The sequence below is a fragment of the Tritonibacter mobilis genome, from assembly GCF_001681715.1.
Classification (GTDB): Bacteria; Pseudomonadota; Alphaproteobacteria; order Rhodobacterales; family Rhodobacteraceae; genus Epibacterium; species Epibacterium mobile.
Map to the genome: position 1 here is coordinate 17,553 of NZ_LNWY01000006.1, position 16,069 is coordinate 33,621.

Below are 16,069 nucleotides of genomic sequence, written 5' to 3' on the forward strand. Positions count from 1 at the left end.
GCCCTTGATCGGGATCGTGATCGTCGCACACGGCGGATTGGCCAAGGAATATCTGGCCGCCGTAGAACATGTAGTTGGGCGTCAGCCTGCGCTGATGGCAATCGCCATCGGCCCGGAAGACGACCGCGATGCCAAGCAAGATGAAATCTGCGCCGCCGCCAACTCTGTCGACATTGGCGATGGCGTTGTGGTGGTGACCGATCTTTTTGGCGGCAGTCCCTCGAACCTTAGCCTGCGTGCCTGCGCCCCTGCGAACCGGCGCATCCTCTACGGGGCCAATCTTCCCATGCTGATTAAGCTGGCGAAGTCACGTCATTTGCCGGTGGCGGATGCGGTGCGTCATGCGATGGAAGCCGGACGTAAATATATCAATTCTCAAAATGTGAACCCTGAAGGGGGCGTGGCATAATCAATGGCTCGAAAAACGCTCAAGATTGTGAATGAAAAGGGTCTGCATGCGCGCGCGTCGGCCAAATTGGTTGAGGTCGTCGAAGGCTTTGATGCCTCCGCTGAGGTGATCAAAGACGGAATGTCGGCCTCCGGAGACAGTATCATGGGGCTTTTGATGTTGGCAGCGTCGAAGGGAACGACTATTGACGTCGAAACCTCGGGACCGGATGCTGATGCGCTGGCTTCTGCCGTAGAGGCCTTGGTGGCTGACAAGTTTGGCGAAGGCTACTAATCTGGCGGAACGGTCCAAAAAGACGGGACAGGTGAAAGTGGCTGACACCGCGCACGATAATGATTCCGGCATCACGCCGCAGGAGCCTAAAGGGGCGTCTACGGTTGAAGTCTATGACCGGCGCACGCTGACCTATGCGAATTCCTTCGATGATCGCTGGACGTCTCTGGCGATCCGTACGCTGGAATGGCTGACAGGGAAATTCACCATTCTTCGGATGGTGTCAAAGTTTGAATCTCGCAATGCTGACTATCGCGGGAACAAATTCTGGCGCGGTGCGCTCAATGTGATGGGCATTGAACTGAAGACCCCGCAAGAGCAGATTAACAATATTCCCGAGACAGGGCCTGTTGTGGTTGTGGCCAACCACCCGCACGGGATGGTCGATGGCATGATATTTGCTGATTTGATCGGCCGGCGGCGTCAGGATTACCGCATTTTGACACGCTCTGTTCTGACCGGATTGGATGAGGCGGCGACCTCCTTCATGATCCCGGTGCCCTTTCCTCATGACCCTGACGCCCAACGCAAAATGGTCGAGATGCGCGCCAAGGCAATGGCCCACCTGAAAGAGGGCGGTGTTGTGGCGTTGTTCCCGTCAGGCGTCGTGATGTCATCCGACAGCTGGTGGGGCCCCGCTGTAGAGCGCGAATGGAATGTCTTCACGGCACAGCTCATCCGACGTTCAGGTGCAAAGGTCGTTCCGATGTTCTTTCCGGGGCGAAATTCCCGAGCCTATCAGATTGCGTGTCAAGTCTCGCCAATCCTGCGCCAGGGCCTTCTCCTGCATGAGATCGTGCGCTCCTGTAATAAACCGCAAGCGCCTGTTGTGGGGGAGCCATTGACGGATCAGGAGATGGAGCGACTACACAGTGATCCTCGCGGCTTTATGGCGTGGCTGCGCGAGCACACACTGAACCTTGGCCGCAAAGACTGAGATCTGAGGCAGCGGGGGAGCGGAACGCTCCTGTAGCGTAGACATTCAGAACTTCGCGGACACAATCGAAAGCGCTTAAGCGACGCCTCAGTTTTTTTCGAAGGAAATGCATTTCGAAGGCTTGTTGCTTATGGGCCGCCTCCATCGGCGTGCCGACCGCGACCAGCCTTGGAACAAACGCCGCGTTCAGCTCTACTCAACGTGCGGTCCGGCCTTCACGCGCCGCGCTGTTTCAGGAAAAGATGAACTGTCCATATCTCAACTCTCATTCTATTCCACACGTTCAGTGAGAGCGTCGGGGCAAATGTTATGACAATCTGTCAAACTCAGAATATGTAGTGAATTGGATGCCCGACCCGGAAAAATTCGGGTGATCTGGCGGAGACGAAGGGATTCGAACCCTCGAGACGGTTTCCCGCCTACTCCCTTAGCAGGGGAGCGCCTTCGACCACTCGGCCACGTCTCCGCTGATCCGTATATGTGGCAGTGCGCGGAGAGACAAGGCGTTTTTTGAAATTTCTGCGACGGTTGTTAAATCAACGGCTTGGTATGGGGCGGTGTCCGTTGGCTTGCTTTGGAATGGGCACGAGGCGAGATGCGAAACTCAGCGATCCAGAGGTACAAAGACGGAACTGCTCCAGGCCGATACGCCCGTCTGACCAGTGTTGCGATGGGCCATGCGTTCCAGATTAACAACGGTCGACAGCATGAGGCGATCGTGACTCCAATCTCCGGGACGCTGGATCAAAAACGCGGTCGCAATTACGGCGCAAGCAATGGCCGCAGACACGCCGCCCCAGACTAGGCCTTGGTGTTCGTGAGGGCGCTGTTCGGTTACGGCAATAATCCTGCGCGCGAGAATGGGCGTGTGACGGATTTCCCGACGCTCCAGCAGGGCAACAGAGGGGCTGCGGGAACTGAGAAACACCGGAGACTTGCGGGCGCGTTCGGTCGCGCGGATCAGGCATTCGCAATAGCTCCGCAAGTCAAAGCGCCCTCTGCTGCTGAGCGCCTGATCACAGGCGTATTCCCGTACCGCCCGCATATCGCGGCGCCACAGGTAATAGGCAGGGTTCCAGAACAGGAGCGGTCGCAGGCATTCCATCAAAAAGGCAGTCTCAACATCACGCTGGCGAAAATGTTGCAGCTCATGCGCAAGTGTAAGGCGCAAATCGCGTGAATCATTCAAAAGCGAGGTCGGCAGAACGACATAGCGACGAAACAGGCCGCGGGTAGAGTAGGCAACCGCTGTATCGTCACTGAGAAGAAGGTCCACGCGACCGATGCGCTTCCACCGATACGCTGATGCAAGTGCGTGGCGCAGGCGCAGGATGGCGGTGCCAAGCAGAAGCACTGAGATCGTGGTGCCGACGAGGATAAATGCGCTTACGAGCTGGCTCCACAGCGCTGTGCCAGTGCTGAGATCACGGACCAAATCCTCACGCATCCCGATCATGGTCTCAAACTGTACTGCGGACATGCTGACATTGCCTTGCAGGTACTGCGCGACAAGTACATCGGAGAGAGTGGGGGGATTGCCAATGCCGCTGGCGTTGAGGGCCAGAACCAAAATCGGTGTCGCGGCCAGCAGCACCGTCATCCCATTCAGCAAATACAGTTGCGGTCCATAGGACGTCGCAAGGGACGTTCGTCGCATCAGGTAACGTGCGGCGAGCCAGAGCAGCGCGCCTGCGCAAACCAGAAGGTTCAGATCGATATAAGCGTTCAGAAGCGCATCAGCTTTCATTGTCCCCCAGCCTTTCGTTCAGCAAGGCCCTCATTTCCTCGAGCATGGCATCGGTGATGTCCTCGTCATCGACCAACCGCGCCACGAGGGCGGCGGGTGCACCGTTGAAGAGCTTGCTCGACAAGTTCTTGAGCGACGTTTTCTGATACTCGGCCTTAGGAATCGCAGGACGGTAGACGAGAGAACGATCAACCCGTTCGCTGGTCAAAAAGCCCTTTTGCTCCATGATCTTAAGCACCGTAGCGACAGAAGTATAGGCGCGCTCTTGTACTGTGTTCAGTTCGGCAAGGATGTCACGCACGGAGCCTTGTTCCAGCTCCCAGACCACGGTCATGAATTCGAGTTCGACCTCGGTCAAAAGAGAGTGGTGCTGTTTCTTGCGCATATGTCCAAGCTTTGCTGTTCGGGCCGCGACCGGGGAGAAGCCACGGTGATCTGTTTGCGATCAAGGGCGAGGGTAGGGGATTTCCGGGAATTCGAAAACTATTTTTTTAGAAGATGCGCGAGGCGTGCCCTCAGGGTTGTTAAATTGTGCGCTTCCGCGCGCCTATTTCTCGCAGGAAGAGAGGTGATGGCCTTGTTGCAGCGGACGTAACTGGCGCAGACCTTTGATTTGGCTTGCTGCGATAGCCCTGAGGGGCAGGTTTGCCCTCAGGACCGTTTTTGAGTTTGTTCGTGTGTGGCGCGTCAAGGGCAAGCCGCCCGGTGGGCGGGGCCTGCGGCCCCCTTGACCCGCGGGTGGTCTACACCTTCCAGAAGCAGAAGATCCCCCACGCGATTGCGAGGCCGAGAGGGGTCCAGAGCGGCATGCCGACCAGCCCCAGCCACGCGAGAAAGATGTAGGACGTGCCGAGGAGGCTGATGAACAACCGGTCGCCACGTGTGGTTGTAAGGCCGAGGATACCCTTGCGGGCGTCTCCACCGGGGGTGCGGATTTCCAGCAGGATCAACACACCGATGGCGGAGAAGATCCCGATGAAGACAAGGGCGGTGGGCCAGGTCCAGGCCATCCAGCTCAGCATATCAAACCCTCCCCATCGCGAAGCCCTTCGCGATGTAGTTGCGGACGAAATAGATCACGATCGCGCCCGGAATGATGGTCAGTGTACCCGCCGCCGCCAGCAGGCCCAACTCGTAGCCTGCGGAGGATGCGGTCTTGGTCATCGTGGCGGCGATGGGTTTTGCCGCAACTGCCGTCAGGGTCTTGGCCAGCAAGAGCTCGACCCAGGAGAACATGAAGCAGAAGAAGGCCGCGACGCCGACGCCGGCCTTGATGGCAGGCAGGAAGATCGACACGAAGAAGCGCGGGAAGGAGTAGCCGTCCACATAGGCGGTTTCATCCAGCTCCTTGGGCACGCCGCCCATGAAGCCCTCAAGGATCCAAACCGCCAGCGGAATATTAAAGAGGCAATGCGCCAGCGCCACCGCGAGATGGGTGTCAAAGAGACCCACAGCGGAATAGAGCTGGAAGAAGGGCAGGGCGAAGACCGCTGCAGGCGCCATCCGGTTGGTGAGCAGCCAGAAGAACAGCTGCTTGTCGCCCAGAAAGCGGTAGCGCGAGAAGGCATAGGCTGCAGGCAGCGCCACCGCCACAGAGATTACCGTGTTCACCGACACATAGAGGATCGAGTTGATATAGCCCCAGTACCAAGTCGGATCGGTGAAGATGACTTGGTAGTTTTCCAGCGTGAAGGTTTGCGGAAACAGCGAGAAGCCAGAGAGGATTTCATTGGTTGTCTTGAAGCTCATCGCCACCAGCCAGTAGATCGGCAGCATGAGGAACAGGATATAGACGATGGGGACGATAGATCTTTTCTGCATATCAGGTCCCTCCCTTAGTTCTGATCGTCTTTGGTCATCAGCGTGTAGAACAGCCAGCTGACCAGAAGCGTGATTGCAAAGTAGATGAGCGACATCGCCGCGGCGGGGCCGAGGTCGAACTGACCAAGGGCGATTTTCACCAAGTCGATCGACAAGAGCGTGGTGGAGTTGCCGGGGCCACCGCCGGTGAGCACAAACGGCTCGGTGTAGATGTTGAAACTGTCCATGAACCGCAAAAGGATGGCGATGGTGAGGACGGTCTTCATCTTCGGCAGCTGGATATAGCGGAACACCGACCAGTTGGATGCGCCGTCGATCTTGGCCGCCTGATAATAGGCGTCAGGGATCGATACGAGACCGGCGTAGGACAGGAGCACCACAAGCGAGGTCCAGTGCCATACATCCATGGTGATAATGGTCACCCAAGCCGCAATCGGGTCCTGCGTCATATCATAGTTGATGCCCAGCGTGTGGTTCAGGAAGTACCCCAGAAGGCCGATGTCGGGCAGGGTGAAGATGTTCCACATCGCGCCGACGACGTTCCAAGGGATCAGCATCGGCAGCGCCATGAGCACAAGGCATACGGGTACCCAGAACCCTTTGCGCGGCATCGACAGGGCAATCGCGATACCGAGCGGCACTTCGATGATGAGGATCAGGAAGGTGAACAGGAACTGCCGACCAAGGGCTGCGTGGAAGCGATCCGAGCGCAGGATCTGTTCGAACCAGTCCAGTCCTTGCCAGAAGAAGACGTTGTCGCCAAAGGTCTCCTGCACGGAGTAGTTGACGACGGTCATCATCGGGATCAGGGCGTTGAAGGCCACCAGCAGCAGGACCGGCAGCACAAAGAACCATGCTTTTTGGTTTTCGGTTTTCATTTGCTGTTACTCCGGATCAGTGGCGAGCCAGCCGTCGACATAAAGCCGGGTCTGGTCTTGGCGGAAGGCGAGGTGGGTGCTGTCGCCCTTTTGCGGCGCGGCGCCTTCCTCGATCACGGCGTTCACCTTGTGGCCGAGGCAGTCGCATTCGACGACCGTATGGCGGCCCACATCGGAAACCTTGGTGACCGTGGCGGGCAGGCCGCTGTCAGACAGCGAGACAAACTCCGGGCGGATGCCGATTTCGGTCTGGCCGGTGGGCGTGCCGCGCACGGGACCTTCCAAGGCGACGGGCTGGCCCTCGATCCTGGCGCTGCCATCGTAGGAGCAGGGGATGATGTTCATGCCCGGCGAGCCGATGAAATGGCCGACGAATGTGTGTGCGGGACGTTCGAACAGCTCGACCGGGGTGCCGATCTGCACCACTTCGCCCAGCTGCATCACCACCACTTGATCGGCAAAGGTCAGCGCCTCGGTCTGGTCGTGAGTGACGTAGATCATCGTCGCCTTGACGCGCTGGTGCAGCTCCTTGAGTTTGGAGCGCAGCTTCCATTTCAGATGCGGGTCGATCACGGTGAGCGGTTCGTCGAACATCACCACATTGACGTCCTCGCGCACGAGGCCGCGCCCCATGGAGATCTTCTGCTTGTTGTCGGGGCTGAGGCCGGCGGCCTTTTGGCCCAGCATCTCGGTGACTTCCAGCATCTCGGCAATCGCCATGACGCGGCGCTCCACCGTGGCCTCGTCGCGGCCGCGATTGCGCAGCGGGAAGGCGAGGTTGTCGTAGACCGTCATCGTGTCGTAGATCACCGGAAACTGGAACACCTGCGCGATATTGCGCTGGTCGGGGGGCAGTTTGGTGACGTCCTTGCCATCAAACAGGATCTGGCCCTCAGAAGGCACCAGCAGGCCGGAGATGATGTTCAAGAGGGTGGACTTGCCACAACCGGAGGGGCCGAGCAGCGCATAAGCACCACCGTCGTTCCAGTCGAGGTCGATCTCCTTCAGCGCGTAGTCGCTGTCGGATTTGGGGTTGGACAGGTAGCTGTGCCGCAGTTTGGACAGGGTAATCTTGGCCATCTTTTCGCCTCACGCCACGCGGGAGCCGTCGGGGGCAAAGACATAAGCCGCCCGGGGGTCCATATAGAAATCATGCAGTTCACCGACCTTGTAGGGGTGCACGCCATGGCTGAGCGACACCCAGGAGGTCTCCTGCCCGGAGGCGGCAAGGTCGAAATGCGCGGAGCTCTCAGAACCCGAAAGCTCGGTCACTTGCACCCGGCCGTTGAGCTTGACCAGACCGGCGGCCTCGGCCACCGGCACCACGTGGTGCGGGCGAATGGCGATGGTGTAGGTACCGTCCTGCAGGCTTGCGGCCGCACCGTCGAGGGTCCAACGAACGTCATCGCCGAGGCGTGCTTCAAAGCCTTGCTTGGTGATCGTGGCAGTGTTGATTGGCGGGTCTGAGAAGACCCGCGCGGCCTCTACGTTTTCTGGGTTGCGGTAGATCTCGGCGGTGGGGCCGAATTGGGTGACGCGCCCATCCCGCATCAGGGCGGTCTTGCCACCCAAGAGCAGCGCCTCTTCGGGTTCGGAGGTGGCATAGACCACCACCGCGCCGCGACCTGCAAAGAGTTCGGGCAGCTGGTCGCGCAGCTCTTCACGCAGTTTGTAGTCGAGGTTCGCCAGCGGTTCATCCAGGAACACCGCCCGGCTTTCCTTGGCGATGGCGCGCGCCAGCGCGGTGCGCTGCTGCTGGCCACCAGAAAGCTCATGCGGGCGGCGGTGCAGCATCGGGGTCAGTTGCAGGATCTTCGCGGCTTCCTGCACGCGGTCGTCCAGTTCCGACTTGGCCATGCCCGCGACCTTCAGCGGTGAGGCGATGTTGTCGTAGACCGTCATATGCGGATAGTTGATGAAAAACTGATGCACGAGGCTGATATTGCGCTTTTGCGTGCTGAGGCGAGTCACATCCTGCCCGTCCATCAGGACCGTGCCGGAGGCAATCGGGTCAAGCCCGGCCATCATCTTGATAAGAGAGGTCTTTCCTGACCCGGTGGCGCCCAGAAGGACGTTAAAGTGACCGGGTTCTAACGTCAGCGACGTCTCCTTAATATGGAGATCACCGCCCACGCGTTTGGTCACGGATCTGAGTTCGAGTGCCATGGTGGTTTGGAACTTTCCGGTCCTGCGCCCGCATTGATGCGTGCTCGGGACAATCGTGGTGTCGAGGGAAAAACCCCGGCTAACAAGCCGCACAGAGGCAGATCAATCAGCCGGGGCAGGTGGGGCCGGGCCCAGACCCATAAGGGGTCAGGCCCGGCACGTCAGGGGAAGATCCCCGGGGAGATCAGGTTGAGATCAGTTCTCGGCCCAGCGAGCGACCAGCTCGTCATAGTTGACCGTCTGGCCTTGGGGCTTTTCGTTCTCCAGCTTCGGCTTGGCGCCGCCATTGGAGTACCACCATTCCGCATCCTTCTCCTCGTTGAGGCGTGGGCCACAGCCGCCGTAGACATTCGCCTGCTCGTCTGCACGCTGCATCCGACCCATGGTGATGTCCATTTCCTGCGCCAGACGATCCATCGCTTCTTGCGGGGTGAAGGCACCGGAGTTCACGTCCCCAATTTGCTGCCACCAGATCTGGGCCAGCTTGGGGTAGTCGGGCACGTTTACGCCAGTCGGTGACCAAGCAGTCCGATCGGGCGAGCGGTAGAATTCAACCAGACCACCCAGTTTCGGGGCGCGTTCGGTGAAGCTCTCATGGCGCACAGAGCTGTCGCGGATGAAGGTCAGACCGACGTGAGATTTCTTCACGTCCACGGTCTTGGATACGACAAACTGTGCATAGAGCCATGCAGCCTGCGCACGATCAAGCGGCGTGGAGTTGAGGAAGGTCCAAGAACCCACGTCCTGATAGCCGACCTTCTGGCCTTCTTCCCAGTAAGGGCCATGCGGGCTGGGTGCCATGCGCCACAGCGGGGTGCCGCTGTCGTCTACAGTGTTGTTGCCTTCGGATTTCGGCTTCACCATGTCGGCAGTAAAGGCGCTGTACCAGAAGATCTGCTGTGCCACATTGCCTTGTGCCAGTGCGGGCAGCGACTGGTAGAAGTCATAAGACGCCGCACCTGGAGGCGCGTATTTACGCAGCCATTCGTCCCATTTGCGGATCGCGTAGACCGCCGCCGGGCCGTTTGCAGCACCACCGCGGGTGACGCTTGCGCCCACCGGGTTACAGGTGCCTTCTTCCATCCGGATGCCCCATTCGTCGATTGGAACGCCGTTGGGTTTACCTTTGGAACCCGCACCCGCCATGGAGAGCCACGCATCGGTCATCCGCCAGCCAAGGTCCGGCGCGCGTTTGCCGTAATCCATATGGCCGTAAATGGCGGTGCCGTCGATTTCTTTGACATCCTCAGAGAAGAACTCGGCGATGTCCTCATAGGCGGACCAGTTGACCGGAACGCCCAGCTCGTAGCCGTATTTCTCCTTAAAGGCTGCTTTCAAATCTTCGCGGTCAAACCAGTCTTTGCGGAACCAGTAGAGGTTCACGAACTGCTGGCTTGGCAGCTGGTAGAGATCGCCATCCGGGCCGGTGGTGAACTGCGTGCCCATGAAGTCATCTAGGTCGAGACCGGGGTTGGTCACATCCTTGAAGTCACCTTCCATCATGTCGCTGAGGTTGTAGGCGAGTTGCAGGCGCGAGTGGGTGCCGATCAGGTCGGAGTCATTGACGTAGGCGTCATAGAGATTCCGCTTGGTCTGCATCTGGGTCTGAACGGCCTGTACGACCTCTCCTTCGCCCAGAATTTGGTGGTTCACCTTGATGCCGGTGATTTCCTCGAACGCCTTGGTCAGCACCTCGGATTCGTAGCTGTGCGTGGGGATGCCCTCGGACAGAACGTTGATCTCCATGCCCTTGTAAGGCTCGGCGGCGTTGATGAACCACTGCATCTCTGCAAGTTGTTCGTCTTTGGTCAGAGCCGAGGGTTGAAACTCCTCGTCGATCCATTTCTGGGCTGCTGCCTCATCGGCATACGAACCCGTTGCCGCAATCACAGCCCCGGCTGCAACTGCGGTCAAAAGATACTTCCGCATCTTTTCCTCCCTAAAGTCTGCAAGGTCGGATGTTTGCCCATCCAACTGGCCTAAAGGATTTCACCGAGCCAGCGATGATGTCAAACTAATTATTTAGTAATCGTGTATCTATCAGAAAGTAAACAATTATGTATTGGCTACGATGCTGCTTACCTTGGGTCCAGAAACCGACCTTACGCCTAAATCTGGTGTTGACCTACCACGGCAGCGAGCGGTTTTACGCCGAACGTTTGGGGATACCGGAGGTCAGTGATTCCGGTTAAGAGATGCCTCATGACAGCAGATAGCACCTTTGAGATCTTTCTCGTGGCCCCACCGGGGCTGGAACACATCCTTTGCGATGAGGCCCGTCGTGTGGGTTTTGCCGCTGCGCGACAGGTCGCGGGCGGTGTCAGCTTTGATGGCACATGGGAGGATGTGCGGCGTGCGAACCTCTATCTTCGTGGCGCCACTCGTGTGTTGGCGCGGATTGGCTCGTTTAGGGCATTTCACCTTGCGCAGCTTGATAAGCGCGCGCGCAAATTCCCATGGGGTGAGGTGTTGCGCAAAGACGTGCCGGTGAAAGTCGAGGTTGTCACCAACAAGAAATCCAAGATTTATCATGCCGGTGCGGCGACGCAGCGGATCGAGACTGCAATTTCCGAGGAACTCGGCGCGCCGATTGCTGCGGATGCGCCAGTGACGCTCAAGGTGCGGATCGACGACAATACTTGTATCTTCAGCGTCGATACCTCAGGCGAAGGGCTGCATAAACGCGGTCACAAAGTTGCAGTCGGCAAAGCGCCGATGCGCGAAACGCTGGCGGCGCTGCTGCTGCGTGCCTGTGACTATGACGGGCAAGAGCCTGTCGTAGACCCGATGTGCGGCTCCGGTACCTTTGTGATTGAGGCGGCAGAGATCGCCGCAGGGCTTGCCGCAGGGCGCAGTCGAGAGTTCGCGTTTGAACGGCTCGCCAATCATGACGCCCTAGCCTGGAACGACGAACGGCAGGCGCTGCCAACTGCGAAATCCCCGGATCTGCAGTTCTTCGGCTCAGATCGCAACACCGGGGCAGTAGAAATGGCCGGTCAGAATGCCGCGCGGGCTGGGGTTGGGGACTTGTGCCGCTTTACCCATGCGGCTGTCAGCGACCTGCAACGCCCAGACGGACTTCCGGGCCTTGTGATGGTCAACCCACCGTATGGGGCGCGGATCGGCAATAAGAAGCAGCTATTTGCGGTCTACGGTGCTTTGGGCGAGGTGCTGAAATCCCGCTTTTCGGGTTGGCGCGTCGGTATCGTCACCAGCGATACGGCGCTGGCGCGGGCAACGGGGCTGCCGTTCCTGCCGCTTGGCGCGCCAATCGCGCATGGTGGCCTAAAGGTTCGCTTGTTCCGCACTGCTCCCCTGGCCTGAGGCCCAATGTGCAAATCTCTGGCGCATAGTTCGTTGCGTCAGCCTTTTGATCACCGGTTGCCAAAGCCTGCGCAACCGCCTCAAACTCGCATCAATACATCGTCGTAATTCGAGGTGAGATGCTATGCAGCAGGCCAATGACTTTCAGGAGGAGAGCCGGATTCTCGCGCGCTGTCTTGAAGCGGCTCCTGACACGATCTTTGCTGCGACCACACAGTTCAAGGATTGGACCGTCGAGGATATTCTGGGGCATTTGCATTTCTTTAATGCCGCTGCTGAGGCCGCGCTGGCTGGTCCAAAAGCATTCGATCGTATGATGGCACCAGCGATGGCCGAACTTGCCGCTGGTGGCAGTATCTTGGCGTTGCAGTTTCCGTGGCTTGCCGGGCTTTCTGGGAGAGAACTGTTTGTTGCGTGGCGCGATGGTGCGACACGTCTTGCAGACGCCTACAGCACCGCAGATCCCAAAAAGCGTGTGAAATGGGTCGGACCTGAGATGAGTGCGCTGAGCGCAATCACCGCCCGGCAAATGGAAACATGGGCGCATGGGCAGGCGATTTTCGACCTCTTGGGCCAGGAACGCCCCGAAAGCGACCGTATCCGCAACATCGTGCATCTCGGTGTTGCGACGTATGGCTGGAGCTTTCGCGTATGGGGGCAGACGGTGCCAGAGCCTGCCCCCTATGTGGAGCTGATCGCCCCATCTGGCGAAGTCTGGATGTGGAACACGCCGCAAGACAACAATAAGGTCACTGGAACTGCGGTAGAGTTTGCACAGATCGTCACTCAGACACGCAATTGGAAAGACACAAGTGTTGCCGCATCTTCTGAGGTGGCGCAGCGCTGGATGCAGCAGGCGCAGTGTTTTGCGGGGCCTCCCAACAAGCCGCCGGAGCCGGGAACGCGCTTTCGCCGTCCACTTTGAGTGGCGCTATTTGGGGGCCTGCGCGGCGTCAGGTTTTAGTCTTATAGTAGGCGTAGGCGCTGGCCAGTCCTTTGATCGTCATCTGCGCTTCGTCGACCTCGGTAAATGGGACATACTGGCTGGAGAGCGCTGCCTTATAGGGTGCGGCCAGCGCCGAAGGGGCGATCAGGGCAAGGTTCTGCCCCAGCCAATAGGCGCGGGCTGCCGCCAGTTCAGCCCCCAGTGCAGCCCCCCATGTTTGCGACAGTACCGCCGCATCGTTCAGCTCGCCCGCAGCCCAAAGCGATCGGCTCTCCGCAAGGCGCAATCCCAGGGTTTCGGGTTTGGAAATCACATCCTGCAGTGGGGAGATCAGAGCGTCCGAGTCGATTGATGCCGAAACAGCAATAGGTGATAGCGCTTCGACCAAGGGGGCTGTGGTAAAGGAGAGCACACTTACCACTTCATTTGCGCTTATCAGGGCCCAAACCGTTGTTGCAAACCCCGGCAAACACAGCACACCATCCCAGTCCTTGTTGACCTGCAAGAACCCCCGGATTTTTGACACCGCGGCACATAGCCGGGTGTGTGGCTGAGCCTGCGTTAGGGCCCCAAGGCGCAAGGTATCGCCGTCCGCGTGAAGGTTCAGGTCTGCGGGTGCGGCAGGTAGCGGCAAGGCCGGGGTGGCTGCGTGCGCATGTGTCACCAACGGGTGTCCCAATGCGACCTTGCGGGCTTCATCAAATCCGGCAACGACTTCTGCAGGGCCGTCGGGCGTGGTTCTTACCATTCGCCAGATGCGGGCGGGGCGGTGGCTGTCATCGACGGCGAACCAAGTATCGGAAGGCTGTGACATATTGTGGCCCCATTCAGTGTTTGGATCGTTTGTGCCACTGATGCCTTGAATTTAAGCAAAACTCAATCACCCGGCTGCGCTCCCACTCTGGATAGGGGCGCTATACTTTTGGTTTGGCGAATTAAGCGGATGCTATGATGAGAATTTTATACATCTCTACAATACTGGACAAGGTCAGGGTGCGTAGAGAAGTCGCGTTCTAGGCAGGGTTGTGTTGCGGAATTTGCTGGTTGAAACGTTGCCTTCCGGGCAACAGTCAGGATCTTTTGTGTCGCATCCTGTCGGCTGACTATGTAAAATTTTGAAATCTGTTAACGCATGCAGACATTTGAAGTATGCGTATCTGCGAGGTCTTCGGAATGCTCAGCGACGGGATGGTGGCGACAGGATATAATATGTTTTCGAACCCTTCTACCCACGCGTGTTCCAATAGATCTGCGCAGCGTGCGGGAGGCGTGTTGTGAAGGATGTTTTTGCCCCGAACGGTGGGGTATTTGTCAATCGGTTGGTAGAGTATGTGTCTGGTAAGGGCCATGATTTTTCAAGTCTGATCAACAATAAAATTACCATCCCTGGCCAACTCAGTGACAGCAATCAGGTGCTTCCTGTATACGAGCACTCTTTGGTGTTTGGACTGGCAGAACGGGTCTGTAATGATGCGTCGATCGGCTACTCTCTGGCGCATCAATGTACATTGCGCGACGCAGGTCTTGTTGGATATGCGATAAGCGCCTCCGAGACGTTGGGAGAAGCGCTTCAAACGTTAACCCGACTTAGCAGCATCTTTGATGTCGTATCTACATCGGTCGAAAACGGGCAGGTGGATCTGCGTTGGGATTATGGGTCACAAGGTAAGCTGGATCTGCGACACTGGAGCGAGTTTATTGCGGCACTGCTGGTGCGCAGTCTTAAAACGCTCAGCACAGGAACAGCTACTCCGGTCGCCGTCGAATTCACCCACGCGCCGCAGGCGGCCTCTGAACCCGCAGTTTTGGCGTTTGGGCTAAGGCCGGGATACCGTGGCCGGGTGAACCGTCTGACATTTCGAGAGCAAGATCTGGCGCAACCTCTACGCAGCGCCGATGCGGGGCTGTTACGTCTCTTGCTTGAACATGCCGAATTGCTGCGCCGCCGCCCGGATCGAAATAGCAATGATCTGTCGATTACGGTCGAACGTCTCATTATGGATGGCATGTCGGATGGAGAGGCGAGCCTCGCGCAGGTGGCTGACTTGCTCGATATGAGTCAGCGGACTCTCTCGCGTAAATTGGCGGGCGAAGGCACCAGTTTCTTTGCAATACTGGAGGGGGTAAGAAAGTCGCTTGCGCTGCGTTACCTGCACCAGAATGAGAAATCTCTGTCAGAGATTTCCTTCGCGCTGGGCTACTCCAGCCTGAGCAGCTTTAACGATGCCTTTCGCCGTTGGTATGACCAAAGCCCCGGCAGCTATCGTAGTGAAGCACTGCGTGAGAGCGTCGTGAGATCGTAGGATCAACGAGGTTCGATCAAGATCCGATATTCCCATCTAAGAATGTGATTCCCGTCCGGTCCCGGCATGCGCTGGGCTGGACCGTATACAATAGTAGTGTTAACAGCGGAATGTTTCGCAAATGAGCGGTTCAAAACCCGGATGGGTAGCGATAGTAACCATTTGGTCAGATTTACATCGATTTTTCTATAAATACGGTATTTTGAGAAGGAAGTTAGGACACGGGAGAATGTGTCCGACGTACTGCACTGGATCGAACCGACCGTCATTAGGGGACTTTGGCCGTTTCGATTGCACGGATCTCCGGGGGATTGGAGAAGCTGTGTTGCCTCGCAAGAGGCCTGAGTGGTGCGTGGTTTTTTGGGGGTAACAATGAAAATACTCAATCACGGGGCGATGACTGGTTCTGCAGTTCGCGACTTCCCAGAGTTGACGCTGGCTGCTGCGTTTCGCGAGGCTGGGACCGACTACGGGCATGGCAGTTATGCGGCCTATGGAAAGCGGATGCTGGATATTGTCCTGGTGCTGTTTGCGCTGCCTATTGCACTGCCGTTGATGCTGCTTTGTGTTCTGGCTCTGTGGTTTGAGAGCGGATCACCTTTTTATCGCCAAAAGCGATTGGGCAAGGATGGGCGCGTGTTTCAGATGTTGAAACTGCGCACGATGGTCCCCAACGCCGATGAGCTATTGGAGTGGCATCTCGCTCAAGACCCGAAGCTGCGTCAGGAGTGGGAGCGGGATCAGAAACTCAAGGATGACCCAAGAATCACGCGCTTTGGCCGGATGATGCGGACCACATCACTTGATGAGTTGCCTCAGCTTTGGAATGTGCTGATCGGTGACATGAGCATTGTTGGCGCACGCCCGATGATGGTGGATCAACTGTCGATTTACGGTAAGGCGGATGCATACTTCATGCTGCGCCCGGGGATCACCGGGCCGTGGCAAGTGGGGGATCGCAATGAAACCAGCTTTGCCGAGCGCGCCAAAATTGACGAGGCCTATTGCCGAAATCTCTCTTTCCGCGAGGATTTGAACATCTTGTTCAGAACTGTTGGGGTCATATTGCGCAGCACCGGATACTAAGCGCGGGTTTAAAGACGCACGCCATTGCGTGCGGATATGTGCCGATGGATCGCAGAGTTTTGATAGGTGTGACGTGAAAGACTACGTAGATCATAATGGCGAAAACATAGCGTCCATTCTATGCTTGGAAGAAGGTGGTGAGACACTGATGACGGACCATGGGTTCAGGAAATTTCGGC

Annotated in this window: 16 protein-coding genes and 1 tRNA gene; 7 read left to right on the forward strand and 10 right to left on the reverse strand. The window is 57.8% G+C overall.

The window, feature by feature from the left end:
• Positions 1–4 precede the first annotated feature (4 nt).
• From UB90_RS07055 to UB90_RS07065, 3 genes are read left to right on the forward strand one after another with little or no spacing between them, the layout of a single operon-like run.
• On the forward strand, positions 5–409 hold the full coding sequence (locus UB90_RS07055) for a PTS sugar transporter subunit IIA (RefSeq protein ID WP_009177872.1): 405 nt from the start codon (positions 5–7) through the stop codon (positions 407–409).
• 3 nt (positions 410–412) lie between these two features.
• Complete coding sequence (locus UB90_RS07060) at positions 413–682, forward strand: HPr family phosphocarrier protein (protein WP_005619863.1); 270 nt, start codon at positions 413–415, stop codon at positions 680–682.
• Between the two features lie 37 nt (positions 683–719).
• Positions 720–1,619: a lysophospholipid acyltransferase family protein gene (locus UB90_RS07065; RefSeq protein WP_204161345.1), complete on the forward strand. Its 900-nt coding sequence runs from the start codon at positions 720–722 to the stop codon at positions 1,617–1,619.
• Between the two features lie 376 nt (positions 1,620–1,995).
• Here the strand turns inward: UB90_RS07065 and UB90_RS07070 are convergent.
• From UB90_RS07070 to UB90_RS07110, 9 genes are all read right to left on the reverse strand, one after another.
• A tRNA-Ser gene (locus UB90_RS07070) sits at positions 1,996–2,085 on the reverse strand.
• Between the two features lie 138 nt (positions 2,086–2,223).
• Positions 2,224–3,366 carry a M56 family metallopeptidase gene (locus UB90_RS07075; protein ID WP_065324253.1) on the reverse strand — a complete coding sequence of 381 codons (1,143 nt, stop codon included), beginning with the start codon at positions 3,364–3,366 and terminating at the stop codon, positions 2,224–2,226.
• Positions 3,356–3,751 carry a BlaI/MecI/CopY family transcriptional regulator gene (locus UB90_RS07080; protein ID WP_005619846.1) on the reverse strand — a complete coding sequence of 132 codons (396 nt, stop codon included), beginning with the start codon at positions 3,749–3,751 and terminating at the stop codon, positions 3,356–3,358. The genes UB90_RS07075 and UB90_RS07080 overlap by 11 nt, the downstream gene beginning before the upstream one ends.
• A gap of 358 nt (positions 3,752–4,109) precedes the next feature.
• The gene (locus tag UB90_RS07085; RefSeq protein WP_065320991.1) at positions 4,110–4,388 is read right to left on the reverse strand and encodes a DUF2160 domain-containing protein; all 279 of its coding nucleotides are present in this window, start codon (positions 4,386–4,388) and stop codon (positions 4,110–4,112) included.
• Position 4,389: 1 nt separating this feature from the next.
• On the reverse strand, positions 4,390–5,187 hold the full coding sequence (locus tag UB90_RS07090) for a carbohydrate ABC transporter permease (RefSeq protein ID WP_009178005.1): 798 nt from the start codon (positions 5,185–5,187) through the stop codon (positions 4,390–4,392).
• Between the two features lie 14 nt (positions 5,188–5,201).
• Positions 5,202–6,065 (reverse strand): carbohydrate ABC transporter permease, encoded by an 864-nt coding sequence (locus UB90_RS07095; protein WP_005619837.1) that lies wholly within the window; start codon positions 6,063–6,065, stop codon positions 5,202–5,204.
• Positions 6,066–6,071: 6 nt separating this feature from the next.
• Complete coding sequence (locus UB90_RS07100) at positions 6,072–7,145, reverse strand: ABC transporter ATP-binding protein (RefSeq protein WP_065324254.1); 1,074 nt, start codon at positions 7,143–7,145, stop codon at positions 6,072–6,074.
• A gap of 9 nt (positions 7,146–7,154) precedes the next feature.
• The gene (locus tag UB90_RS07105; protein WP_065324255.1) at positions 7,155–8,231 is read right to left on the reverse strand and encodes an ABC transporter ATP-binding protein; all 1,077 of its coding nucleotides are present in this window, start codon (positions 8,229–8,231) and stop codon (positions 7,155–7,157) included.
• A gap of 195 nt (positions 8,232–8,426) precedes the next feature.
• The gene (locus UB90_RS07110; protein ID WP_065324256.1) at positions 8,427–10,160 is read right to left on the reverse strand and encodes an ABC transporter substrate-binding protein; all 1,734 of its coding nucleotides are present in this window, start codon (positions 10,158–10,160) and stop codon (positions 8,427–8,429) included.
• Between the two features lie 273 nt (positions 10,161–10,433).
• Here UB90_RS07110 and UB90_RS07115 point away from each other — a divergent pair, with 273 nt between their 5' ends.
• The gene (locus UB90_RS07115) at positions 10,434–11,555 is read left to right on the forward strand and encodes a THUMP domain-containing class I SAM-dependent RNA methyltransferase (RefSeq protein ID WP_065324257.1); all 1,122 of its coding nucleotides are present in this window, start codon (positions 10,434–10,436) and stop codon (positions 11,553–11,555) included.
• 124 nt (positions 11,556–11,679) lie between these two features.
• Complete coding sequence (locus UB90_RS07120; RefSeq protein ID WP_065324258.1) at positions 11,680–12,480, forward strand: TIGR03084 family metal-binding protein; 801 nt, start codon at positions 11,680–11,682, stop codon at positions 12,478–12,480.
• A 28-nt stretch (positions 12,481–12,508) separates the two neighbouring features.
• Here the strand turns inward: UB90_RS07120 and UB90_RS07125 are convergent, their stop codons facing one another.
• A complete protein-coding gene (locus UB90_RS07125) occupies positions 12,509–13,315 on the reverse strand; it encodes a 2-dehydro-3-deoxygalactonokinase (RefSeq protein WP_065324259.1) in 807 nt (268 codons plus the stop codon).
• 460 nt (positions 13,316–13,775) lie between these two features.
• On the opposite strand from UB90_RS07125, the gene UB90_RS07130 reads away from it, so the two are divergent.
• Both UB90_RS07130 and UB90_RS07135 read left to right on the forward strand, forming a co-directional pair.
• The gene (locus UB90_RS07130; RefSeq protein WP_009178118.1) at positions 13,776–14,804 is read left to right on the forward strand and encodes an AraC family transcriptional regulator; all 1,029 of its coding nucleotides are present in this window, start codon (positions 13,776–13,778) and stop codon (positions 14,802–14,804) included.
• 372 nt (positions 14,805–15,176) lie between these two features.
• On the forward strand, positions 15,177–15,890 hold the full coding sequence (locus UB90_RS07135; RefSeq protein ID WP_065324260.1) for a sugar transferase: 714 nt from the start codon (positions 15,177–15,179) through the stop codon (positions 15,888–15,890).
• Positions 15,891–16,069: the final 179 nt, after the last annotated feature.